Source organism: Streptomyces sp. NPDC018045 (assembly GCF_044327445.1).
Lineage (GTDB): Bacteria > Actinomycetota > Actinomycetes > Streptomycetales > Streptomycetaceae > Streptomyces.
The window spans coordinates 1-22,661 of record NZ_JBIRFL010000047.1; the positions used below are offsets into that span (position 1 = coordinate 1).

The following is a 22,661-nucleotide window of genomic DNA, read 5'->3' on the forward strand; positions in this document are numbered from 1 at the left end:
CAGTCGTCAACAATCACCACCTCAACATCCCCGAACGACTGCCCCAACACCGAATCCACCGCAGCAGGCAACCGCTCGGCATCGTTATAGACGATCACGACGACTGAGATTTCGGTCACAGAAACCATCTCTCCGAAAAGACGACCACTAGGCAAAAGATGAGGGTTTATCCGCGCCAAGACGCCATATCGCCCACAAATCGCATCAGTGTACGACAGCCCGCAGCGCCCTGATGACTGCGGGTGGCCCCGGGACCCCGGAGACGAAGCGGTCCCGCGTGACCCCGCCGACGCCGCCGCGAGGGGGCCTCCGAGCCCGCCGGGCCGACAGCGCGGGCAAGGCGACCTCGCGCCGGAATGCCGCGGCGACACCACCTACCGGGACGTATGCGCCTTCCCCCTGGGCCATCGGCCGCCTCGCACCGGCAGGCTACGACCCTCTCGTACGGCCACAGTGCGACCTGCTGCCCCACGGAGAAAGGCGAAATCCCTATCGCCGTCGGCCGGATCCCGCCGGTAGCGGCAGGCGAAGACCACCACGGCCGGATCGAACGGTTCCCCAGGCGCCGTGCGACGAGGACCACGCCGCCGGCACCAGGTCGGCAAGCAAGCCACGACGACCGACAGGACCCCGGGGCGGAACTGCACCGTGAAGCCCCGAAGCCCGCCGAGGCGCGCGGGCAAGAGTGCTCCGACAACCTCTCCCCCGCTCCCACCTCACGCAAATCCCCCTCCGGCCGAACCAAACCTCGGGCGGAATTCATACGGCGCCGAAAAAGCCGCAAAGCGCCCCACTCCCGCATTCCCTCCGACGCGCTACCGACAATCTCTACGCGTAACGCAGAAGACCCACAGCACGCATTTCCATCACCCTCGGCGATCCGCTATTCCACTCTTCCGCCATTCCACCCACCAGGACCTCGACCACAACGCTTCCCCGCCCCTCCTTCCCCACCCCTACGGCCGGACCGATCCTGCACACTCCGTCAGCGCCGGCAGACGCTGCCGTGCCTCGGCGAGCTTTACCGGGAGATCTTGACCGTTCTGCGCGACAGCGTTGGTGGCGGCGACCGCGTCACGGCGGACGTGCTCAAGGAGCCGCACGACCGGGAGATCGCCGCGCACGCGAGGATCCGGCGTCGGAGGACTTCTTGGACGCCGCTCGCGCCGCCCACCAGGAAGGCTGAGCCGCCTCAGGAAGGTTGAGCAGCGCACCGGGGTGGCCGAGCCGTGCCTGAGGCCGGGGCATGGCGGTCGCGGCGAGCGCAGTATGGTCCTCCTCCATGACCGAACCGGACTTCCTTCAGCACACCCGTGCGTCCTATGACGCCATGGCCGACGAGTACGCCGCGTACACTCACGGCGACCTGGCCCGCAAGCCGCTGGACCGGGCGATGCTCGCCGGGTTCGCCGAGATGGTGCGGGGTGCCGGTGGCGGGCCGGTGGCCGACGTGGGGTGCGGTACCGGCCGGGTGACCGCGCACCTGGCCGGCCTGGGCCTGTCCGTCTCCGGTATCGACCTCTCGCCGGGCATGCTCACGGTGGCCCGCCGCCAGCACCCGGACCTGCGCTTCGACGAGGGCTCCATGCTGGCCCTCGACCTGCCCGACCACAGCCTCGGTGGCATCGTGGCCTGGTACTCGACCATTCACGTCCCGCTGGAGCTGTTGCCGGAGGCGTTTGCCGAGTTCCACCGGGTGCTCGCGCCCGGCGGGCACCTGCTGACCGCCTTCCAGGTGGGCGACGAGCCGCTGCGCCTGGAGGAGGCCTTCGGGCAGCAGATCTCCCTCGACTTCCACCGGCGGCAGCCGGACCTGATGGCCACCCTGCTGGACCGGGCCGGCCTGCCCGTACGCGCCCGCCTGGTACGCGAGCCCGACGAGGGCGAGTTCGCCGAACGGACGGCCCAGGCCTTCCTCGTGGCGCGCAAGCCGGACGGGGAGAGCAGCCCTGCGTAGCCCCGATGTGGCCGCGAGGGCCGGCGGCCACCGCCTGTCCCCGGGCCCACCGGTGGCCCCCGGGTCTTCCCGAGGCCGTTTCTAGGCCCGGGATGCCGTACGTCGCTTCCCCGATGCCTCGACGAGGGCTGCCGTAAAGGGGTGGCCGGGGGTGGTGAGGACGTGTGTGGTGGGGCCCTGTTCGACGATGTTGCCCGCGTCCAGCACCAGGATCCGGTCGGCCCGGGCGGCCGTGGCCAGGTCGTGGGTGATCCACACCAGCGCCAGGTCCGGCTGTTCGCGCAGCAGCCGGTCGAGGACGGTGAGGACGCCGCGCCGGGTCACCGTGTCCAGGCCCGAGGTGATCTCGTCGCAGACCAGCACGCGGGGGCGGGCGAGCAGGGCGCGGGCGAGCGCCGCGCGCTGGAGTTCGCCCCCCGAGAGCCGGGCCGGGCGGCTGTGGAGGTGCTGCTCGCCGAGCCCGACCTCGGCGAGCAGTGCCTCCGCCTCCCGCGCGGCGTCCGTGGGCGAGGACCCGCGCAGGCGGACCGCCGTGCGCGCGACCTGCGCCAGCAATGTGCGGTGTTCGTCGAAGGACGCCTGTGCGTCCTGGAACACGTACTGCACCGCGGCCAGTTGCGCGGGGGTACGGTCGCGCAGGCTGCGCGGCAGCGGTACGCCGTCGAGGTGGACCTCCCCCTCGTACGTACGGTGCAGCCCCGCCAGGCACCGGCCGAGCGTGGTCTTGCCGCCACCGGAACGGCCGACGACCGCCACCCGTTCGCCGGGCCGGACGCGCAGGGACACATCGCGCAGCACATCGACGGTACGGTGGGCGCCGCCCCGGTGGTGGGCGGTCAGGTCCCGTACGTCCAGCACGGCGCCGGACCTCGCCCCAGTGATCGCGTCCGGCCCGGCGGCATCCCGCGCGCCCAACTCCCCGCCAGGCTCGGCCTCCTCCCCCACCCCGAACAACTCCCGTGCCCACTCATGCCGTGCCCCCGTCGCCACCTGCTCCGCAGGCCCTGACTCGACCACCCGGCCGTCCTTGAGGACCACGATCTCGTCGGCCAGTTCTCGGACCACGTCCAGGTCATGGCTCAGCAGCAGCACGCCGATGCCCTGCCGCACGACCGACGCCAGTTCCTCGACGATGCGGCGTTTGGTGAGGATGTCCTGTCCGGTGGTCGGTTCGTCGGCGACCACGACGCGGGCGCCGAGCAGCAGCGCCTGGGCGAGCACGATCCGCTGCTGCTGGCCACCGGACAACTGATGGGGGTAGCGGCGCAGCATCTCTCCCGGGTCGGTCAGTTGGGCACGGGACAGCGCTTCGGTGATACGGGCTTCGGCGGCCCGCGCCCGTTCGCGGCGCGGCAGGTGGCGTACCTGGGTGCGGGCGATGTCGGCCAGCAGGGCCCCGGCCCGGCGTGCGGGGTTGAGGACCGCCGCCGGGTGCTGCGGTACGTGGCCGACCAGGCCGCCTGCGACGGTGACCGTGCCGGAGAACCGGGCGCCCGGCGGGTACGCGCCGAGCAGGGCCAGGCCGGTCGTGGTCTTGCCGCTGCCGGAGGCACCGACCAGGGCGGTCACCGAGCCCGCGCGGACCCGTAGGCTCACTCCGTCGACGATGGCCCGGCCGCCGGCCTCCATACGCAGGTCCGCGATCTCGGCGACGACGTTCGCTGCCGCGCTCACCGGCGGCCCTCCTCGATGTCATGGGGACTGTGGTCAGACGCCGACGCCGACGCCGACTCAGGGGCAGGTGCGGGAGCAGCGGCAGGCGCGGCCGCCGGGGCAGACGCGGCGGACGGCGCGGTCCCAACAGCCGGGGTCACGACGCGCCCCCGTACCGGGCACCGCCTCCCGTCCCGGCTTCCCACCCGACTACTCGTCCGCCCTTCCACCCGGCTTCCCAGCCACCCCACCTTCCGCTGTCGCTCAGCGGGCCGCCCCCCTTGCAGAGCGGCGTCGACCACCAGGTTTCCGCCCATCGACAGCGCCACGATCAGCAGCGCCGGCACCACCACGGCCCACGGCTGCACGAACAGGCCGGTGCGGTTGCGGTCGACCATGACCGCCCAGTCCGCCGCGTCCGGCTCCACGCCCACACCCAGGAACGCGGCGGTGGCGACCAGGTAGAGCACGCCGGTGAGCCGGACGCCCGCGTCGGCGGCGAAGGTGCGCAGTGCCGACCGGCCGACGTAACCGACCGCCGTACGCCACCAGGTCTCGCCCTGCATACGGAGCGCCTCGACGGCGGGGCGCGCGGCCGCTTCCGCCGCGGCGGCGCGGACGATCCTGGCCGCGTCCGGGATGTTGACGAGGGCCACCAGCAGCGCGAGCCCCGCGGCGCCCGGCGAGAAGACGGCGGCGACCAGCAGGATCAGCAGCAGCGACGGCACCGCGAGCAGCACGTCCAGCGGGCGCATCAGCAGTTCTTCGAGCCAGGTGCGGTGGGTGAGGGCGGCGGCCAGCCCCAAGGGGACGGCGATCGCATAGGCGAGGGCGGTGGCGGCCAGGGCGACGAGCACCACCGACTGCCCGCCGAGCAGGATCTGCCGCCACACGTCGCGGCCGACGAAGTCGGTGCCGAGCCAGTGGCCGCCGCCGAGGGTGAAGGAGGCGGTACGCGGGCCGGGTTCGCCCGCCGGCAGCGGACCGAGGAGGGCGAGCAGCAACGGCACCCCGGCGATCACCAGCCCGGCCCGCCCCGGCCACCGCCCCGCCCCCTTCACCGTATGCGACGACCACGGCACGTTCGACGCCCGCGACGACCGCACCACCCGAACCACTCGCATCGCGCTAATCCCCCGCACTATCCGTATCGCTCGCACCACTCGCATCGTCCGACTCGCTCGCACCATCCGCAGGCCCCGCACCACCCCCGCCCCACTCCCCACCTTCCGCATCACGCCGCCACCCCCGCCCGTGGCGCGAGCCGGCGGGCGACCAGATCCGCGCCGAGGTTGAGGACGACGGCGATGACGCCGAAGACCACGGCCAGACCCTGGACCACGGGGACGTCGCGTTCGGCGACCGCGTTCATCAGGACGGTGCCCAGGCCCGGGATGACGAACAGCGCCTCGACGACGATCACTCCGCACAGCAGCCAGTCGACGGTGCGGGCGAGTTGCTGGGCGGCGGGCGCGAGGGCGTTCGGCAGGGCGTGCGCGTACCGGACGCGCGCGGCGGACAGGCCGTAGCGGGCCGCCTGCACGGCGTACGGGGACCGCAGCGCGTCGATCATCCCCGCTCGTACCAGGCGGCTGATCGAGCACACCGGGCGCGAGAGCAGCACGAGGACAGGCAGGACGAGGACGGCCGGCTGGGCCGACAGGTCGCCGCCGGAGCCGACGGCGGTCGGTGGGAGCCACCCCAGCCGGAGCGCGAAGAGGGTGATCAGCAGCACGCCGAGGGCGAACTCCGGTACGGCGTACACCGCGAGGGTCACGGAGCTGACGAGCCGGTCCGTCAGGGAGCCCTCGCGACGCGCGGCCAGGACACCGAGCCCGACCCCGGCCGGTACCAGCAGGGCCGCGGTGGCCGCGGCCAGCAGCAGGGTGGGTCCGAAGCCGTCGGCGAGGTATGCCGCGACGGGCCGGCCGGAGGTCAGCGAGGTTCCGAGGTCGCCGTGGAGCAGCCCGAGCACCCAGGCGGCGAACCGTTCGGCGGCCGGGCGGTCCAGCCCCATCTCGGTACGGATGGCCGCGATGCGGGCCGGGTCGGGCTGTTCGCCCGCCAGGGCGACGGCGGCGTCCCCGGGCAGTGCCTCGGTGAGCACGAAGACCAGCAGGACGACGGCGGCGGTCTGCGCGACACCGAGCAGCAGCCGGCGCGCGAGCCAGGAACGCGCTGCCGTGGGTACGGCGCCCGCCCGCGGCCGGGGCGGCGCGCTCAACGCCCTCACCCCAGCCACACCTTGTCGAATCGGGCCCAGTCCAACGTGTTGGCGGGCGCGTCGGGTGCCACGCCGTGTACGCGGCGGGCCGTACCGACGATCCAGTCCGCGAAGCCCCACACCAGGAAGCCGCCCTCGGTGTACAGCCGGCGTTGCATCCGCCCGTACACCGCCGCCCGCTCCTTCTTGTCCTTGGTGGACTGGGCCTGCTGGTACAGGGCGTCGAAGTCCTTGTGGTGCCACTTGGTGGCGTTGGTCGTCGAACCGCTCAGCAGCCGCTGTGAGAAGTGCGACTCGATGGGCATGGCGCCGGAGCGGTAGCAGCACAGGGTGCCGGAGTCGAGGATGTCGCTCCAGTAGCTGTCCTTGCTGCCGGACTTCACCCGGACGGTCACGCCCGCCTTGGCGGCCTGGTCGCGGAAGATGCCGGCCGCCTCGGTGAACCCGGCGGCGACGGGCGAGGTGTCGAGGGTGATCCGCAGGTCCTCGGCGCCGGCCCGCTTGAGGAGGTGGCGGGCGCGGTCGAGGTCCTGGTGGCGCTGCGGCAGGTCCGCCGCGTAGTACTCGTACCCCTTCCCGAACAGGTCGTTGCCGATCTCGCCCGCCCCGGAGAGCGCGCCGTCGACGAGTTCCTTGCGGTCGGCGATGAGGAAGAACGCCTCGCGGACCCGCTTGTCGTCGAAGGGGGCGCGGTCGGTCTTCATCGCGAAGGACTGCATGGCGCTGTTGCGCAGCCGTACGATCTCGATTCGGCCCTTGCCCTCGTGGGCGCGGGCGGTGGTGGGGGTGAGTTCGTGCGCGTACTCGACCTGGCCGCCGAGCAGGGCGTTGACCCGTGCGGACTCCTCGTTGGCGACGACGAATTCCAGCTCGTCCAGGTGCGGTGCGCCGTCCCAGTAGGCGTCGTTGCGCTTGACGACGCAGGAGCGGCCCGGTGTGAAGGAGACGAAGCGGAACGGGCCGGAACCGACGGGCTCGGCGAAGTCCGCGGCCGTGGTGCCCTTGGGGATGATGTACGCGCCGAACGCGGCCAGCACGTTGGGGAACTCGGCGGTGGGGCGCTTGAGGCGGAACTCGACGGTGTCCGGGGCGACCGCCCGGCTGGCGGCCAGGTCGATGGGCTCCAGCGACGCCTTGGCGCGGTACGCCTTCTTGGGGTCGGCCATGCGGCGGAAACTGTAGAGGACGTCCTCGGCGGTGACCGGCCTGCCGTCGTGGAAGGCCGCCTTGCGCAGGGTGATCCGCCAGCGGTCGAGGGTGTCGTTGGGCTCCCACTTGGCGGCCAGGCGGGGGCGGGCGGCCATGTCGGTGCCGCAGTCGGCCAGCTTGTCGTAGAGGGCCTTGGCACGGGCGGCGTCGGCGAAGAGGTTGCCGAGGTGCGGGTCGAGCGTCTCGGAGGCGCCGCCCCCGGCGAAGGCGGCACGCAGCCGGCCGCCGCGCCGGGGCGGGCCGCCGCCGGCGCCCGGCGAGCCGGATCCGGTGCCGCAGCCGGCCAGGAGGAGGCCGGAAGCGGCCGTGACACCCGCGGCCGCGGCGATGAAGCCGCGCCGTCGCAGGCCGGGGAAACCGCCGGATTCCCGGTCGCGGGAGGGGATTTCGGTCATGATGGTCTCGCCTCTTGATCAGGGGATGGGCCATGGACAGGGGGCAGGAAGTGGGGCAGGAGCAGGGAGCGGACCCGTTCAGTCGTCGTCCCGGCGGGCCACGAGATGCAGCCGATCGCCGTCAGCGGAAGTCCCGGACGGCGGGGGCGGTACGGCCCCACCAGGCCCCGAAGAAGCCTCACCAGCCACCGCCCCGTCCCCCCTGGCCGACTCCCCGCGTGGGCCCCCCACCGGCTCCGTGCGAGGCCCCCCGGCCGACTCCGCACGAGCCCTCCAGGCCGGCTCCGTGCGAGGCCCCGGCCCGTCATGCAGCTCCAGCACCGTGAAGCCGTGCGCGGCGAGCGCGTACCGCAGTTCCTGGGGGAACAGCAGCCGCCAGGCGGAGTGCTGTTCGACGGGTGGCGAGCCGTCCTCCGCCGTCCATACCCGTCGTCGGCGCAGCAGTTGAGCCGCCCGGTCCACGGTGAGCGTGGTGACGGACCGGTACACGGTCCCCTCCCACGCGAAGCCCCGGATCGCCGGCGCGTCCAGCAGGTCCGTACGGCCGAGGAAGAACGCGCCGTTGCGCATCTCGGCGACCAGCAGCCCGCCCGGCGCCAGGGCGCGGCGGCAGGAGGCCAGGAAGCCGTCGAGTTCGTCGTTGGTGTGGCAGTACAGCAGGGCGCTGTCCAGGCAGACCGCGGCGTCGAACGGCCGCTCGCCGAGGTTCGTGAGGTCGAACCGGCGCAGGTCGGCGCGCTCGTAGCGGGGCCCGGGGTGGTGGGTACGGGCGTACGCCAGCATCGCGTCCGACACGTCGGTACCGACGACCGTGCGGCCCGTGGCGTGCAGGTGGGCGGCGTCCCGCCCGGTGCCGCAGCCGAGGTCGAGGACGCGCGGCCCGGCGCCGTGGGCGCGCAGCACGTCCTCGGTCCAGCGGGCGGCGAGCCGCTCCGGATCGGGGAACCGGGCCTCGTACAGCGCGGGGTTGTCGGTCAGCAGATTGCGCTGCGCGCCCGAAGGGGCCGTGGTGTCCGCGTTCACGCCGGCACCTCCACGGCTCGTACCGGCAGGGCCCGCAGCCGGTGGAGCCGGCCGACGCCCGCTGCCGACGCGAGGCCGAAGGCGAGGCAGCACGCCCAGGGCAGCCACGCGGCGCCGCCGTGCGTGCCCACGTCCATGGCCCAGCCGACGACGGTGTTGCCGACGGCGGCGGCGATGCCGGAGACGACGTAGAAGATCCCGAAGTACGTACCGGTCAGTTCGGCGCGGCCGAACTCCGGTATCAGCTCCATCACGAACGGCTGGGCGATCATGATGCCGACGTACAGGAGCAGGGCCCCGGCGAGCACGGGTACGAGCGCGAGCGCGGCCCGCCCGGCACCACCGCCCGGCCCGGACAGGCCGACGACGGCCATCGGCGGGACGAACGCCGCCCCCATCAACGCCAGCCCGACGGCCACCCAACGTGCCCGGGTACCGCGCTCCTTGAGGGACCGCGTGATGCGCATCTGGAGGGTGAGGTTGGCCAGCGTGCCGACCAGGAAGACGATGCCCGCGGCACCGTCCCAGCCGGTGGCCCGCCGGGCGCCGTCCGGGAGCAGCAGGTAGAGCTGGTTCTCCATGGCGAACAGGCCGACCATGGCGAGGGAGAAGGCCAGGAAGGCCCGGTTGGCGAGTACCTCGCGCCAGTCGCCGAGCACGCTGCTCCGGGAGGCCGGTACCGCGCGGGCGGGCAGGACGGCGGCCTGGGCGGCGGTGAGCAGGGCGAAGATCGCGGCGGCGGTGAGGGCGGAGGCCCGGAAGTCGACGAGCAGCAGGGCACTGCCGATCAGCGGTCCGACCAGGGCGCCGGTCGTCGCGAAGATGTTGAACAGGGCGAACGCCTCGGCCTTGCGGTCACCGGCCTCCGCCGCCAGGTAGGCGCGCACGGCCGGGTTGAACAGGGCCCCGGCGAGCCCGCTGAGTATGGAGGCGGCGAGCAGCACGGGCAGCCCGTCGCCCAGCGCGAACAGCGCGAAGCCGACGGTGCGCAGCGCGCAGCCGGCGATGATCACGCCGCGCGCTCCGAGGCGGTCGGCGGCCGAGCCGCCGAGGATGAACAGGCCCTGCTGGCTGAGGTTGCGTACGCCCAGCACGATGCCGACGACGGCGGCCGACATCCCCAGGTCCTCGCCGAGGTGGGTGGCGAGGTACGGGATGAGCAGGTAGAAGCCGATGTTCACGCCGAGCTGGTTGACCAGCAGGAGCCGGATGGCGAGCGGGAAGGCCCGCATCTCACTCCACGTCTTCACGGTGGTGCCTTTCCTTCTGTACGACGGGCGGTACGACGTGCTGTGCCGCGGGTGGGGCGCCGCGGTCCGTCCCGCGCGGTGCCACCGGCCGTACGCCCAGCCCGGCACCCGTCCCGGCGCGTACGGTTCCGTCGGTGCCGCCGATGCCGGTCCACGGGTCGTGCGCGAGGAGCAGGTGCCCGTCGAGGTCGACCCAGCGGGCGCGGTCGGCGAGGTGGACGGCGGGGGCGATGCCGAGGGTGCCGGCGGTGAGACAGCCGAGCATCAGCCGGGTGCCGCTGCCCGCGATCAGCTCCTCGATGCGCAGCGCCGCGTGCACGCCGCCGCACTTGGCGAGCTTGACGTTGACGCCCTGCACCCGTCCGGCGAGCCGCTCCGCGTCGGCGGGATCGACCGCGTCCTCGTCGGCGATGACGGGCAGCGGGGAGCGTTCGGCGAGCCGGGCCAGTGCTTCGGGGTCGCCGGGGGCGATGGGCTGTTCGACGGCCCCGACGCCGAGCGCGGCGAAGCGCGGCAGCAGCCGCCGCGCCTGCTCCGGTGTCCAGGCGCCGTTGGGGTCGAGGAGCAGCGACGCCGAAGGGGCGGCGTCCCGTACGGCCCGTATGCGGGCGATGTCGTCCTCGGGGTCCGCCGTGCCGGCTTTGACCTTGAGGACGCCGAAGCCGGCGTCCGCCAGGCAGCGGGCCTGCGTACGGGCCCGTTCGGCGGACACGATGCCGATGGTGCGGGCGGTGGCGGCGACGGGCCGTCGCGCGGTGCCGAGCAGTCGGTGGACCGGCTGTCCGGCCCGCTTGCCCACCAGGTCGAGCAGCGCCGACTCGACGGCGGCGGTGACGGCGGGCGGGGTGCCCGGCGCGGGCAGCTCGCCGTCCCGCAGGGCGTCCAGGGCGCTCTCCGGGTCGGCGAAACGGCCGAGTTCCGCACCGGCGCCGGCCAGCAGACGGCGCAGGGTGTCGGTGTCGAGGCCGTAGTACACGCTGGTCACGGCCTCGCCGTGGCCGCGCGGTCCGCCGTGTTCCACGGTGATCCAGAGGGCGTTCCGCTCGGTCATCACCGACCGGGATATGCGCAGCGGCTCGGCGAGCCGGAGGCGTACGACGCGCAGTGTGACGTTCATGCGGCGCCCTCCCGCCGGTCCGGCGCGAGCGTCGCTGCCTTCGGGTCGACGACGGTGCCACAGCGCGCCCAGCCGGTGGCCTCGGCCGCCGTGGGGTGGGGTATCTCCATCGGGCGGGTGGCGACAGGCTGTCCGTCCAGGCCGTGGGCGGCGGCGAAGTCCTCGTCGTAGACGGTGCCGAGGTAGCGGTGCAGTCCGTCGGGGAAGACGGTGGCGACGACGGCGCCGGGGTGGACGCGGGCCGCCCAGGCGGAGACCAGGGCGACGGCGCCGGTGCTCCAGCCGCCGCTGACGAAGCTGCCCCGGGCCAGCCGCCGGCAGGTGTCGGCGGCTTCGGCGGGCCCCACCCAGTGCACCTCGTCGAAGGCGTCGTAGGCGACATTGCGCGGGTGGATGCTGCTGCCGAGGCCGCGCATCAGGCGGGGCCGGGCGGGCTGTCCGAAAATGGTGGAGCCGGTGGCGTCCACGCCGACGAGGCGCAGCGCGGGCCAGTGGCGGCGCAGCGGGCCGATGATCCCGGCGCTGTGACCGCCGGTGCCGACGCTGCACACCAGGACGTCGAGGTGGTCCAGGTCGGCGGCCAGTTCGGCGGCGAGGGAGGCGTAACCGGCCGTGTTGTCGGGGTTGTTGTACTGGTCGGGCCAGTAGGCGTGCGGGAGCAGGGCGCGCAGTTCGCGCAGCCGGGCCAGCCGGGCGGCCTGCCAGCCGCCGTCCGGCGCGGGCCGGTCGACGATCTCCAGCCGCGCGCCGTACACCCGCAGCAACCGCCGCATGGACGGCTCCAGTTCACTGTCGCAGACCAGGATCACGTCGTGGCCGAGCGCCTGCCCGGCGAAGGCCAGGCCGACGCCGAGGGTGCCGGAGGTGGACTCGACGACCGGCGCGCCGGGCCGCAGTTCGCCCCGTTCGCGGGCGCCGAGCAGCATGGACACGGCGGCGCGCGCCTTCATGCCGCCCGCGCCGAGCCCTTCCAGCTTGGCCCAGAAGCCGGGGTGCGGGCAGGGCAGGTCGCCGGTGATCCGGGCCAGTGGCGTACGGCCGACGAGGGCGAGGAGTTCCCGGTTGGCGGCGGGTGCGCCGAGGACGGTGGCGGTCATCGGGCGTCTCCCTGTGCCTGGAGGGCGTAGCCGTCGTCGCCGGTGTAGCGGTGGACGACACCGGGCCCGCCGTCGAGCCAGAAGAACGGGTACGGCTCGGCGCACACGGCGCTCACTCCGGCGCCCAGCAGGCGGGGCAGTACGGCGCTGCCGGTCTGGGCGAACATGACGAGGGGCTTCCCGTGCCGCGCGCAGTGGGCGCGCAGCGGCTCGAAGGTGCCGTTGCCCAGTGTCATGCCGGACGCCAGTACCGCGTCGCAGCCGTCCAGTTCGGCGAGCGCGTCGGTACGGACCGGCTCGCCCCACTCGGTACGGCCGCCCTTGAGATCGCACGGCACGCAGACCAGGCCGCGGGCGCGCAGCGCCTCCAGCAGCGAGTTGACGACCCCGACGACCAGCACGGTACGGCCGGGCGCGACGGCCAGCAGTCCGGCGACGCCCCGGGCGCGGGCCCGGGACTTGGCGAGCGAGTCGCCGGCGGGCAGTTCCCACGGCCGCGCGCCGTTCGCGGGGGTGTGCGGCAGGGCGTGCATCAGGTACGCGTCCAGGGCGGCGACGCGTACCGGCGCCAGCGGGTGGTCGAGCAGCGTCGCGACGTCGGCACCCACGCAGTCGTCGATCGCGGCGGCGGGCAGTGCGCCGGGCTCCACGGCGCAGGAGCCCACCGCGCTGCCGAGGCGCAGGCTGAGCACTTCGTTGCGGTAGCCGCCGCTGCGCCCTTCGTGGCGTACGGCCTGGCTGGTGGTGAAGGCCACCGCGATCTTCTGGGTCCGGGGGTCGGGCCCCAGTTCACCGGCGCGTACGCGGCGTACGAGGTCCGGGAGGCCGGTTGCCGCGGGCCGCGCGGCGCTGTCGGCCGCCGTGCCCTGTCCCAGCGGGCTCATCGTTCGTCCACCACCCGCGGACAGAGTCCGGCCAGCAGTTCCTCGACGCGGGCGCGGGCGCCCGGCCCGCCACCGTCCCCGGCCATGACGTGTCCCAGGTATCCGTTGTTGCTGCCGGTCTCCTTGACGGCCTTGCCGGGCGCCGCGAGCTGCGCCTCCAGCACGCCGGGCCGCGTGTCGAGCCCGTCGGCGCCGGTTATCTCCGCCAGCACACCGGCCCGCTCGGGTACGAGGAAGCCGATGGCGGCGCTGCGCAGTCCGGTCTCGCGCGGCGCGAGGTCCGGTTCCCGGCCGAGCGCCACCTCGACGAAGGCGGCGGCCAGGTCGATGCCGGTGACGTGGCGGACCAGTTCGGTGATGCGGTTGCCCGCGGGCCGCGGGTTGACCTCGACGACGCGCGGCCCGTCCGCGGTGAGCTTGATCTCGGTGTGCGCGACGACCTGGTCGAGCCCGAGCGCCTTGAGTGCTGCGCACGCGGTGTCCGCCGCGGCCGCGGCGTCGGCCGTGCTCAGCGCGGCGGGGAACATGTGCCCCGTCTCGACGAACGCCGGGGCGCCGCCCACGCTCTTGTCGGTGACCCCGACCACGTGCGCCGCGCCGCCGTACGACACGGTCTCGACGCTGACCTCCGGCCCGTCGAGCAGCTCTTCCAGCAGTACCACCGGGGCCCGGAGCTGCCCCCGCGCGTTGACCGGGAACCCGGCGAGCGCGCGGTGCGCGCGGGCCAGCTCCGCCTCGTCGTCCACCCGCCGTACGTACATTCCGGCGCACAGGTCCACCGGTTTGAGCACGAGCGGGAATCCGATGTCGCGTGCCGCCTCGGCGGTCCGCGCCCAGTCGGCGCAGACGGCGAACCGGGGGCCCGGCACACCGGCCGCTTTCAGGGCGCGCCGGGTGGCGTCCTTGCGGCAGGCGGTCGCCACCGCCTCCGGCGCGGGCCCCGGCAGCCCGAGCCGCGCGGCGACGCGCGCCACGGTGGGCAGGTAGTAGTCGCACGAGCTGAGGACGCCGTCGAAGCCGGTCGCCGCGTGCAGGCGTTCGGCGTACGGCAGCAGGGCGTCGGTGTCGTTGGTGTCGGCGGTGATCACGTTGCGGGCCGCCAGCAGCGGGTGGGCGGTGCCCTCGGGGGCGGCCCGCAGGTAGTGGTGCAGGTCTCGGGTGAGGAAGGTGAAGTCGTGTCCGGCCTCGCGGAGGGCGCGGGGCAGCAGCCTGCCCATCGACCCGACCCAGCTCTCGACCATCAGCAGATGCGCCACAACTCTCCTTCTGCGCGGGTGGTTTCGCTTCCGGGCACGCCGGGGGGAGGCCCCCCGGTGCCGCGGTGCGGTGTTGACCGAACGCGATGCTAACCGTAATGATTTTCATTGTCACCTTGTGGGCCGGTCTTTCCTTCGCCCCGACGCCCGCCCGCGCCCCTCGCCCTCCCGTGAAATGCGAGCCCCATGCCTGTCGCCCCACGCCGCACCGCCCTGCTCTGCGCGCTCCTGACCAGCGCCGTACCCCTCACCACCGCCACGGCCGCCGAACCCCGCGCCGCCACCACCACCCCGCCCCTGCGCTTCGGCGCCTGCCCGGCCTCGGTCCCCGCGCCGCCCGCGCCGGACCGCGTCGAGTGCGGCACGGTGCGCGTGCCGCTGGACCACACCCGCCCGGACGGTGACCACCTACGGATAGCCGTCTCCCGGGTACGGGCCTCGGGAACGCCTGCCGAACGGCGCGGCGTCCTGTTGGTCAACCCCGGCGGCCCGGGCGGCTCCGGCCTCCCGTACGCCGTCACCAAGCGCGCCAAGCTCCCGGCGGCCGTACGCCGCGCCTACGACGTCATCGGCTTCGACCCGCGCGGCACCGGGCACAGCGCGCCCGCCGGCTGCGGGCCGATGGGCGGACTCTTCGACCGCCCCGGAACCGGCTCCGCGCCGCTCGACCCCGTTCCGTACGACCGTCCCGGCGAGCGCGCCTACCTCGACTCCCAGCGGCGGCTGGCCGCCGACTGCGCCGCGGGCACCGGCCGTGCCCTCCCGCACCTCTCCACCAGCGAGACCGCTCGCGACATGGACGCCGTCCGGGCCGCGCTCGGCGAGCGGCGCATCAGCTTCCTCGGTGTCTCGTACGGCACCTACCTGGGCGCCGCCTACACCGCGCGATTCCCCCGGCACGTCGACAAGTTGGTGCTGGACAGCGTGGTCGGCCCGGAGGACTGGCACACCTTCGACATACGGCAGGCCCATGCCCTGCTGCGCCAGCGGGACGTACTCTTCGACTGGCTCGCGCGGCACGACTCCCGCTTCCGGCTCGGCGCCACCGCGCACCAGGTCCGCGCCGCCTACCGGCGCACCCGCGACGGCCTGGCCGCGCACCCCGTGGCCGGCTTCGGCGCGGCGGCCTTCGACCGGGCCGTCTACCGCGCCCTGGGCCGCACCGAACGCTGGGCCGCCCTGGGCGACGGACTCCGCACGTACCTCGACGAGGGGGCGGTCGACCGGCTGCGCCCCGCCGAACCGTTCGACGGCCCGGCATCACGTACGTACGAGGCCGCCAACCGCGTCGTGAAGTGCGCCGACGGACCGGGCCCCACGCCGGGCCGGGTCCTCGCCGACATCCGGGGGCTGCGGCGCGCGGACCCGCACCCCGTACTGACCGGCCTGGAGGCGGCGGCCTGCACGTACTGGCACACCCGTCCCGCCGAGCGCACCCGGCTCGGCAGCCCCGCGGCGCCTCCGGCCCTGCTGGTGGCCTCCTCGCACGATCCCGTGACACCGATCGCCGGCGCCCGGGCCCTCGGCCGTACGCTCCCCGGCTCCCGGCTGGTCACCCTGCACGACGACTACTCGCACGGCGTCTTCGCCAGCCGCGGCAACTCCTGCGTGGACTCCACGGTGGCCGCGTACCTCGTCGGCGGCACCGTGCCGGCCGGGAACGTGCACTGCGACGGCCCGGGCCTGCCCGAGCCGTCTCCGCGACCGTGAGCCCCGCTCCCCTCGGCCCACCACCGAGCCGTCGGGCGGCCTGACGGTAGCCCCGAGCGCCGAGCGGCCGCTCCTCGAAGAACCCGCCCACGTACGCCCGGGCGATGCCGGCTCCCCGGCCGCCGGGCACGGATCCGAACGCGGAGGCGGATTTTCCGGCAGGGCCGGAATGCGCGGCGATCCTTCTTCGGCGGGCGGGCCCGGGCGCCCACCATGGGGGACGACGCGGGTGGCAGCCCGCCCGGCCGCGCAGGCGCAGCCGGTCCGTACCAGCGCAGGAGCCAGCATGATCTTCATCGTCGTCAAGTTCACCGTCCGGCCCGAGTACCAGGACTCGTGGCTGTCGCTGGTGGACGACTTCACGCAGGCCACCCGGCAGGAACCCGGCAACCTGTTCTTCGAGTGGTCGACCAGCGTCGACGACCCGCGCCAGTTCGTCCTGGTCGAGGGGTTCGCCGACCGGGAGGCCGGGGACACGCACGTGAACTCCGCGCACTTCAAGGCGGGCCTGGAGGCGATGGCCGGCGCCATCGCCTCCACCCCGCAGATCATCAGCAGCGAGATCGACGCCGAGGGCTGGTCCCCCATGGGCGAGCTGTCGCCGCGCGAGGCGTAGGCGCGCGAGCAGGCGCAGGCCGTCCGGCCGCGCGGACCCGGGGTCCGCGCGGCCGGACGTGTCTCAGAACGGCTCGGCCGGAAGGTACTTCCCGTCCAGGGTGATCACCGCGCGGGAGCCGCCCTCGGGGTCGTCGACCTTCTGTATGTCCAGGCGGAAGTTGACGGCGCTGATGATGCCGTCGCCGAACTTCTCGTGGATCAGGGCCTTGAGGGTGGTGCCGTACACCTGGAGCATCTCGTGGAAGCGGTAGAGGGTCGGGTCGGTGGGGACGCCGTCCGGGATGCTGCCGCGCAGCGGGATCGTCTGCAGCAGCCGCTCCGCCGCCTCGTCCAGGTCCAGGCGTTCCGCCACGGCCCGGGCGGCGTCGGCGGGCAGTGCCTGCTGCCCCAGGAGGGCCGCGGTGACGAACGCGACGGACAGACCGGTGGCGTCGGCCAGTTCCTGCCAGGTGAGGTCCTTGCGGATCTTGGCCTCGACGACGGCGACGGCCAGGTCCTGGCGGGCCTGCGGGTCGAGCTGGGCGTGGGGCATACGGAGGTCCTTCCGGGAGTGGGACGGGCCCGGTCGGGCGGCGTCCAGGGGGGCGGGGCTCAGGCGAGCGAAGCTCACGTGAGCGGGGTGAACGTTCCGCTGCGCGGGTCGAGGACGTCGACGGCTCCGGTGCGGATGTCGTGGGTCCAGCCGTGCAGCGTCACCGTGTCCTGTGCCAGGGCGCGGGCCACGGACGGATGGGTGGCGAGGTGGGCGAGCTGGACGGTGACGTTGTCGTGGACGAGCGCCGTGACGGCGGCCTCGGTCCCGTCGCCGCTCGCCGGGGCGCGGGGGCCCGCGGGGCCGGCCGTGTGCAGCCAGCCGTCGAGGGCGGGCAGCTCGGTCAGGTCCTCGCCGGTGGCCAGGGCCGTCATGGCGCCGCACCCGGAGTGGCCGCACACGATCACGTCGCGGACGCCGAGTACGGCGAGCGCGTACTCGATGCTGGACGACACCGCGTCGGGTTCCGGCCCGTACACCGGGACGAGGTTCCCGGCCGTGCGGATCACGAACAGCTCGCCGGGCTCGGACTGGGTGAGCAGTTCCGGCACGACCCTGGCGTCGGAGCAGCCGATGAACAGCGCGCCCGGCCGGTGGGTGGTGGCGAGCCGCGCGAAGAGCGCCGCCGCGGCGGGGTGGACGTCGCGCCGGAAACGCCGGACGCCGTCGATGAGGTGGGGGTCGGGGTGCACAGCCGCTCCTTGCTGAGGGACACCGGCCGTGAAGCCGCTGTCTCCACCATGCGTGACCTGCCGCTATAGCGTCCAAGACGTACAACTCATGACAGCTATCAGCGTTGCCTATAACCGCTTACAGTGGCCGGTATGGCCCTGGAACTACGCCACCTCCGGTATCTGCTCGCGGTCGCCGAGCACGCCAATTTCACCCGTGCGGCCGAGGCCCTGCACGTCTCGCAGCCCACCCTCTCCCAGCAGGTCAGGCAGTTGGAACGGACGCTGAAAGTGCAGTTGCTCGACCGCACGGGCCGCACCGTACGGCTGACCGACGCCGGCCAGGCGTACGCCCACTACGCCCGCAGCGCGCTCCGGGACCTGGAGGCGGCCGAGCGTGCCGTGCTGGACGTACGGGACCTGTCGCGCGGCACCCTGCGGCTGGCCACGACGCCGACCTTCACCGCGTACCTCGTCGGCCCGCTGGCCGGGGAGTTCCACACCCGGCACCCCGGCATCTCGCTGACCCTGCGCGAGATGCCGCAGGAACTCATGGAGTCGGCGCTGCTGGCGGACGACCTGGACCTCGGTATCGCGTTCAGCGGTCCGCACCTGCCGGGCATCACCGGCGCCGAGCTGTTCACCGAGACCCTCAGCCTGGTCGTCGGCCCCACCCACCCGTACGCCGGACGGACGGCACCGCTGCCGATCCGCTCCCTGCGCGACCGCCAACTTGCGCTGCTCAGCGCGGACTTCGCCACCCGCCTGCACATCGACACGCACTTCGGCGAGCACGGGGTGCGGCCGGACATCGCGGTGGAGGCCAACTCCATCACCGCCCTCACCGAACTGATCCGGCGCACTCCGCTGGCCACCGTCCTGCCCGACGCCATCACCCGCGATCAGCCCGACCTCCATCCCATCGCCCTCTCCCCCGCGCTGCCCGCCCGCACGGTGACCCTCCTGTACCGCGAGACGGCCTACCGCACCGCCGCGTCCGGCGCCTTCGCGGAACTGGCCCGGGAGTGGGGGCGGGGACGCGGGGAGGAGCCGGGGCGGGGATGAGCGGTTCCCCTCGGGGTCACGTCCGAGGACCCAGGAAGGGCCCTCGGACGCGTTCATGCCGTACCGGGCGTCAGCCGACCCAGCGGGTCCGTGAGGCGGCGGCGCAGAAGCCGGGACCGAAGCCGAGCATCATGCCGCGGGCACCGGGGGGCGGCGGGTCGTCGTGGAGGCGGTCGAGGATGCGCAGGACGGTCGGGCCGCCGGTGTTGCCGCCGTTGGCCAGGGTCTCGTGCGAGTGGCGGGCCGCCTCCCGTGAGATACCGCCTTCTTCCTCGACGAGTTCCAGGATCCTCCGGGAGCCGGGGTGCAGGACGGCGAACTCGGCCTCCTCGCCGGGCCACGGCAGGCGGGGCAGGACGGCGGAGACCGCGTCGAGGGCCTCCCTGGTGCTGTCGAAGTGCAGGCCGTCCGGTTCGTGCCGGGTGGCGTAGGCGGTGAGGGAGCCGGGCACCAGGTGCTGCCACGTCTCCTCGATGACCATGCCGGGATCGGCGAGCTTCTCGTGGCTCACCACGGCGGCCGCCCCGGCGTCGCCGAAGAGCAGCTTGTAGGCCGTGTGCTCGACGCTGGTGTTGTCGCTGCGCTGGTACGAGGTGCTGAGCTTCTCCGCGCCGACGACGAGGATCCGGTCGCCCGGCCGGATGAAGTGGGCGGCGAGGCCGAGGGCGTGGGCCCCGCCGGCGCAGGCGAGCTGCGTCATCGGGACACGGACGATGTTCGGGTCGAGGCCCAGGGCGGAGATGACCGCGGCGTCGGGGCCGGGGGTGCGGTCGCCGGTGGCGTTGAACGAGATGATGCCCGTGACGTCGGCGGCAGCGATGCCCGCGGCCCGCAGCGCCCGGCGGGCCGCGGTGATGGCGAGGTCCCTGACCGCGCTCACGGCGATGTCGTTGCGTTCCCGCATCGAGACGGTCCGGGCCACGTCGGCCAGCGGCTCGGTGAACCGCCGGTAGGTCACGCCGGTCTTGTCGGCGATGCGTGCGGCGGCCGCCTTGGCCATCCGGTACTTCTTCCTGCGGGCCTGCGGGCCGTCGGCGGCGTCCCACTTGGCCCAGGTGGCGATGTCCTCCACGATCGGCTCGTTGCGGATGACGTGGGGGGCCTCGGCTATGCCGGGTCGGTTGACGTATGCCACTGGGTGTCTCCTGGAAATGCGCGTAGGGGGTGGCACCGGTCCGCGCGAGACCGCGGACCGGACGCATGATCATCAGTTGACAGCGGCACCGTGCCGGATCCGCGGGTAAGTCGCTCAGCATGACGAGGCCCGCCTCCGGGCGTCGTGGCTGCCGGATCGGGGTTCCGGCACGTCGTGCCGCTCCGCGACGCCGGCTGCGGCGGTCGGCTCGAAGGAGGCGTCGCGGACGGTCATACGCCCATTCTCGTGGGATTTCCCGCGCCTTGCGCCGTGTACCTCGCCACAGTGGGATCCGGGTGGAAATTGATGGTCATCTCACGGAAGAGCGGCGACCCTTCGGGGCGGGCGGAGAGCATGACGGCCCAGCCGAAACCGCGCGTACCGTGGTTCATCGGCCGCCGGTCGCCGTCCGGATGAATGTAGGCGTTGTCGCCCTGGTTGTAGATGGCGGAAAGCCGTTCGTCCCGCAGCAGACGGTCGCGGAGCCGGAGCAGATGCCGGTCCTTGGGAGAGGCGGAGACCGAGGCGCGGAACTGCGGGACGAGTTTGGGCGCCCAGAAGGCGAAATACCCGACCAGGACTTCACGGGCTTCCGCGCTGAAGAGGAACCATTCGGCCATGTTCGCCGGAACCTTGCCGGAAGGCATCATCTGCCGGAACGCCTCGTTGTGGTACCGAAGGTTCCACCGGTGGTCGTTCAGGTAGGAAATGGCTTTCTGCCCCTCGACCTTCGTCTTGTAGTCCGGTGGTACGTCGAGACCCGCCTCGGGATCCAGCGGCGCGGGCGTCGTTCCGTACAGATCCATGTGGGCCTGGCGGTATTCGCTCTCCTTGAACCGCAGCGCCACGGCCAGTTCGAGAAGATACGCCGGAGAAGGGACCCGGCGGCCCTGCTCGTAACGGGCGTACGTGTTGAAGCCGCGGTGCATCAGGGTGTCCACCTCCGGCTGGGTCAGACCGGGGACGGTCGGGCCGCGTTGCGCGGTGCGCTTCGGGAGGCCGACGTCCTCGGGCTTCAGTACGCTCCTCCTGGCGCGGCAGAGCAGCCTGAACGCCTCCAGTTGCGCCTTGGTCGGCCGGTAGGTGGAGAGCATGTGCGATCGAGTCTTCCTGTGGAGCGGCACGCGACCGGTCGGAAACTCCCAGCCAGGCGTGGCCCTTGATTACTCAACGACCGGATCTCAGGATGAGAGACGGGCAGGAAACAGGCCGTCCGGTCTGTGTGCGGAAGGAGGATCTCGTGGAGCCGGCACATCGCGACGCCAGCGACGCGCGAGGTCCGTCCGCCGCGGATCATCCATCCTCGGGACGGCACACAGCAGGTGATCCCGCTCGGGACGGGGCCCGCCACGGCCGATCAGCGTACTGGCCCGGAACGGCGCCGCCGCGAAGCCGCGGACCGGCCCGCCGGGCACGCGCTTCGCGGTAACCGGGCCCGCTCACGAGGAAGTACGGCAGTTCAGCACCCGGCGACAGCTTTACGGACGCCAGGCGTTCAGGGGGACCGCATGGAGAATTCAGCAACAAAACACGGCAAAAACTGCCCCCGCCAGGGGTCGTCATGACCGCCGGACCACCCACCGCCACCAAGATCATTCTTGGTGGCCCGTTGGCGTTCACCGCCCGGCGACCGCCGGTCGATCCGGCCCGACTCGGCCAAGTTCCCGCCCGCCGCAGCTCGCCCCACGCCTCTCCCCTTCAGGCGCCCTTCGAGGGCCCCGAACGCCGATATCGACAGGTACCGACGTCTTCCCGGGATTCCGGGAGCCTCGGCCCCCCGGCCTCCGCCGAGCGCCGCGATCCGCCGCCCGTCGACCCCGGGCTCACGGCAGCCACGCTCTGCCTTCCGGACTCCGGACGCCAGCCACCGGGCACCGGGCACCGCATTCGCCGAGGTACCGCGGCTCGGCAAAGAACACCAGGCTGCTCCTCCAAAGGAGCCTGAGAAGCAGAAGGCACAGATGCAGGAACGCGCATTGAAGACGCGAGCGCGGTTGTTGACGACCGCCAGTGAGGTTTTCAACGAACGGGGATACAACCGGGCTTCCGTCACCGAGATCGCGGCACGCGCGCATTCCACGGCCGGCGCGCTGTACCACCACTTCGCCTCCAAGGCGGGGCTGGCCGAGGGCATCCTCGCGGTGGACCTGACCGAGGGGGTCGAGCAGGAGCCCGGCGCGCCCGCTCTACAGGAGTGGATCGACCTGGGCCTGCTGCTGACCCACCGGGTCCAGGCGGACCCGCAGGTGAAGGCGGCGCTCCAGCTTGCCGCGCTGGACCAGCCCACGCGGACGTGGGCCTCGCCCTGGGCGGCGTGGAAGGCCACGGTGACCCGGCCTCTCGTCCGCGCCCAGCAAGGGGGCGAGCTGCTGCCACGGGTGGAACTGGCGGCGGTCGCCTCCCTGTTCATGACGAACTGGGTCGGCGGCGAAAGCATCACGTCGGGCGACGAGCACGCGGTGAAGACGCAGATGAACAACTTCTTCACCTACACCTTGCCGGGTGTGGCGACGCCCGGCGTCCTGGCGCTGCTGGACTACTCCCCCGAACGCGGCCTGCTGCTCCGCGAGCGGATCCACCTCGGCTCGTCGCCGGACCGCGTCCTCGTCTCCGCCTGAGAGCGGTCTCCGGGTGCGCGGATCGCCGGGCCAGGCCGAGACCCCCACCTATACGAAAGGCCCTGCCGGGTGAACCGACAGGGCCTTGGTCGTGTACGGGGGACATGTACGAGGTCGCGTACGGGGGCGGGGACGGCGCCCTGCTGCAGCGATGCGCAAACGCAGAAAGCCCCGCACCATACGGTGCGGGGCTTCCCACATTCAAAAATTGTTCGGCGGCGTCCTACTCTCCCACAGGGTCCCCCCT

Annotated in this window: 19 protein-coding genes and 1 pseudogene; 5 read left to right on the forward strand and 15 right to left on the reverse strand. The window is 73.1% G+C overall.

What is annotated here, in order from left to right:
• Positions 1–128, reverse strand: a 128-nt coding sequence (locus ACH4EB_RS37505; RefSeq protein ID WP_398352989.1) for a glycosyltransferase, incomplete at its 3' end; no start/stop codon positions are given.
• 1,154 nt (positions 129–1,282) lie between these two features.
• On the opposite strand from ACH4EB_RS37505, the gene ACH4EB_RS37510 reads away from it, so the two are divergent.
• Complete coding sequence (locus tag ACH4EB_RS37510) at positions 1,283–1,957, forward strand: class I SAM-dependent DNA methyltransferase (protein ID WP_398352970.1); 675 nt, start codon at positions 1,283–1,285, stop codon at positions 1,955–1,957.
• A gap of 81 nt (positions 1,958–2,038) precedes the next feature.
• On the opposite strand, the gene ACH4EB_RS37515 is transcribed toward ACH4EB_RS37510, so the two are convergent.
• The 10 genes and pseudogenes from ACH4EB_RS37515 to ACH4EB_RS37560 all read right to left on the reverse strand — a co-directional run bounded on the left by ACH4EB_RS37515 (position 2,039) and on the right by ACH4EB_RS37560 (position 14,065).
• Complete coding sequence (locus ACH4EB_RS37515) at positions 2,039–3,586, reverse strand: ABC transporter ATP-binding protein (protein WP_398352990.1); 1,548 nt, start codon at positions 3,584–3,586, stop codon at positions 2,039–2,041.
• 278 nt (positions 3,587–3,864) lie between these two features.
• A pseudogene (locus ACH4EB_RS37520) lies at positions 3,865–4,734 on the reverse strand (ABC transporter permease subunit); the annotation flags it as partial.
• Positions 4,735–4,844: 110 nt separating this feature from the next.
• Positions 4,845–5,834 (reverse strand): ABC transporter permease, encoded by a 990-nt coding sequence (locus tag ACH4EB_RS37525; RefSeq protein WP_398352991.1) that lies wholly within the window; start codon positions 5,832–5,834, stop codon positions 4,845–4,847.
• A gap of 5 nt (positions 5,835–5,839) precedes the next feature.
• Entirely contained in the window at positions 5,840–7,438 is a 1,599-nt protein-coding gene (locus ACH4EB_RS37530; protein ID WP_398352971.1) for an ABC transporter substrate-binding protein, read from the reverse strand.
• Between the two features lie 78 nt (positions 7,439–7,516).
• Positions 7,517–8,461, reverse strand: a complete 945-nt coding sequence (locus tag ACH4EB_RS37535; protein ID WP_398352973.1) for a class I SAM-dependent DNA methyltransferase — start codon at positions 8,459–8,461, stop codon at positions 7,517–7,519.
• The gene (locus ACH4EB_RS37540; RefSeq protein ID WP_398352974.1) at positions 8,458–9,711 is read right to left on the reverse strand and encodes an MFS transporter; all 1,254 of its coding nucleotides are present in this window, start codon (positions 9,709–9,711) and stop codon (positions 8,458–8,460) included. The genes ACH4EB_RS37535 and ACH4EB_RS37540 overlap by 4 nt, the downstream gene beginning before the upstream one ends.
• Positions 9,695–10,828 (reverse strand): dipeptide epimerase, encoded by a 1,134-nt coding sequence (locus tag ACH4EB_RS37545; RefSeq protein ID WP_398352975.1) that lies wholly within the window; start codon positions 10,826–10,828, stop codon positions 9,695–9,697. Before ACH4EB_RS37545 ends, ACH4EB_RS37540 begins: the two co-directional genes overlap by 17 nt.
• A complete protein-coding gene (locus tag ACH4EB_RS37550; protein WP_398352976.1) occupies positions 10,825–11,925 on the reverse strand; it encodes a PLP-dependent cysteine synthase family protein in 1,101 nt (366 codons plus the stop codon). Before ACH4EB_RS37550 ends, ACH4EB_RS37545 begins: the two co-directional genes overlap by 4 nt.
• Positions 11,922–12,809, reverse strand: a complete 888-nt coding sequence (locus tag ACH4EB_RS37555; protein ID WP_398352977.1) for a Rossmann-like domain-containing protein — start codon at positions 12,807–12,809, stop codon at positions 11,922–11,924. Before ACH4EB_RS37555 ends, ACH4EB_RS37550 begins: the two co-directional genes overlap by 4 nt.
• Positions 12,806–14,065: an ATP-grasp domain-containing protein gene (locus ACH4EB_RS37560; RefSeq protein WP_398352979.1), complete on the reverse strand. Its 1,260-nt coding sequence runs from the start codon at positions 14,063–14,065 to the stop codon at positions 12,806–12,808. The genes ACH4EB_RS37555 and ACH4EB_RS37560 overlap by 4 nt, the downstream gene beginning before the upstream one ends.
• Before the next feature lie 186 nt (positions 14,066–14,251).
• Here ACH4EB_RS37560 and ACH4EB_RS37565 point away from each other — a divergent pair, with 186 nt between their 5' ends.
• Both ACH4EB_RS37565 and ACH4EB_RS37570 read left to right on the forward strand, forming a co-directional pair.
• Positions 14,252–15,775 (forward strand): alpha/beta hydrolase, encoded by a 1,524-nt coding sequence (locus ACH4EB_RS37565; RefSeq protein WP_398352981.1) that lies wholly within the window; start codon positions 14,252–14,254, stop codon positions 15,773–15,775.
• 286 nt (positions 15,776–16,061) lie between these two features.
• Positions 16,062–16,391 carry a putative quinol monooxygenase gene (locus ACH4EB_RS37570; RefSeq protein ID WP_398352982.1) on the forward strand — a complete coding sequence of 110 codons (330 nt, stop codon included), beginning with the start codon at positions 16,062–16,064 and terminating at the stop codon, positions 16,389–16,391.
• Between the two features lie 63 nt (positions 16,392–16,454).
• Here the strand turns inward: ACH4EB_RS37570 and cynS are convergent, their stop codons facing one another.
• Together cynS and ACH4EB_RS37580 are read right to left on the reverse strand one after the other, a co-directional pair.
• A complete protein-coding gene (cynS, locus tag ACH4EB_RS37575; protein WP_398352983.1) occupies positions 16,455–16,925 on the reverse strand; it encodes a cyanase in 471 nt (156 codons plus the stop codon).
• 74 nt (positions 16,926–16,999) lie between these two features.
• Complete coding sequence (locus tag ACH4EB_RS37580) at positions 17,000–17,617, reverse strand: carbonic anhydrase (protein WP_398352984.1); 618 nt, start codon at positions 17,615–17,617, stop codon at positions 17,000–17,002.
• A gap of 132 nt (positions 17,618–17,749) precedes the next feature.
• On the opposite strand from ACH4EB_RS37580, the gene cynR reads away from it, so the two are divergent.
• On the forward strand, positions 17,750–18,661 hold the full coding sequence (gene cynR / locus ACH4EB_RS37585; protein ID WP_398352985.1) for a transcriptional regulator CynR: 912 nt from the start codon (positions 17,750–17,752) through the stop codon (positions 18,659–18,661).
• Positions 18,662–18,731: 70 nt separating this feature from the next.
• On the opposite strand, the gene ACH4EB_RS37590 is transcribed toward cynR, so the two are convergent.
• Together ACH4EB_RS37590 and ACH4EB_RS37595 are read right to left on the reverse strand one after the other, a co-directional pair.
• On the reverse strand, positions 18,732–19,796 hold the full coding sequence (locus ACH4EB_RS37590) for a PhlD (protein WP_398352986.1): 1,065 nt from the start codon (positions 19,794–19,796) through the stop codon (positions 18,732–18,734).
• Between the two features lie 230 nt (positions 19,797–20,026).
• Positions 20,027–20,890: a helix-turn-helix domain-containing protein gene (locus tag ACH4EB_RS37595; RefSeq protein WP_398352987.1), complete on the reverse strand. Its 864-nt coding sequence runs from the start codon at positions 20,888–20,890 to the stop codon at positions 20,027–20,029.
• A gap of 867 nt (positions 20,891–21,757) precedes the next feature.
• Here ACH4EB_RS37595 and ACH4EB_RS37600 point away from each other — a divergent pair.
• Complete coding sequence (locus ACH4EB_RS37600; RefSeq protein ID WP_398352988.1) at positions 21,758–22,414, forward strand: TetR family transcriptional regulator; 657 nt, start codon at positions 21,758–21,760, stop codon at positions 22,412–22,414.
• Positions 22,415–22,661: the final 247 nt, after the last annotated feature.

What these genes read in the sequence shown, in the direction of transcription:
- ACH4EB_RS37515 (WP_398352990.1), bottom strand. Translation starts at nt 3,586, where the DNA reads ATGGAGGCCGGCGGCCGGGCCATCGTCGACGGAGTGAGCCTACGGGTC.
- ACH4EB_RS37555 (WP_398352977.1), bottom strand. Translation starts at nt 12,809, where the DNA reads ATGAGCCCGCTGGGACAGGGCACGGCGGCCGACAGCGCCGCGCGGCCC.
- ACH4EB_RS37565 (WP_398352981.1), top strand. Translation starts at nt 14,252, where the DNA reads ATGCCTGTCGCCCCACGCCGCACCGCCCTGCTCTGCGCGCTCCTGACC.
- ACH4EB_RS37530 (WP_398352971.1), bottom strand. Translation starts at nt 7,438, where the DNA reads ATGACCGAAATCCCCTCCCGCGACCGGGAATCCGGCGGTTTCCCCGGC.
- ACH4EB_RS37600 (WP_398352988.1), top strand. Translation starts at nt 21,758, where the DNA reads ATGCAGGAACGCGCATTGAAGACGCGAGCGCGGTTGTTGACGACCGCC.
- cynR (WP_398352985.1), top strand. Translation starts at nt 17,750, where the DNA reads ATGGCCCTGGAACTACGCCACCTCCGGTATCTGCTCGCGGTCGCCGAG.
- cynS (WP_398352983.1), bottom strand. Translation starts at nt 16,925, where the DNA reads ATGCCCCACGCCCAGCTCGACCCGCAGGCCCGCCAGGACCTGGCCGTC.
- ACH4EB_RS37570 (WP_398352982.1), top strand. Translation starts at nt 16,062, where the DNA reads ATGATCTTCATCGTCGTCAAGTTCACCGTCCGGCCCGAGTACCAGGAC.
- ACH4EB_RS37550 (WP_398352976.1), bottom strand. Translation starts at nt 11,925, where the DNA reads ATGACCGCCACCGTCCTCGGCGCACCCGCCGCCAACCGGGAACTCCTC.
- ACH4EB_RS37545 (WP_398352975.1), bottom strand. Translation starts at nt 10,828, where the DNA reads ATGAACGTCACACTGCGCGTCGTACGCCTCCGGCTCGCCGAGCCGCTG.
- ACH4EB_RS37510 (WP_398352970.1), top strand. Translation starts at nt 1,283, where the DNA reads ATGACCGAACCGGACTTCCTTCAGCACACCCGTGCGTCCTATGACGCC.
- ACH4EB_RS37595 (WP_398352987.1), bottom strand. Translation starts at nt 20,890, where the DNA reads ATGCTCTCCACCTACCGGCCGACCAAGGCGCAACTGGAGGCGTTCAGG.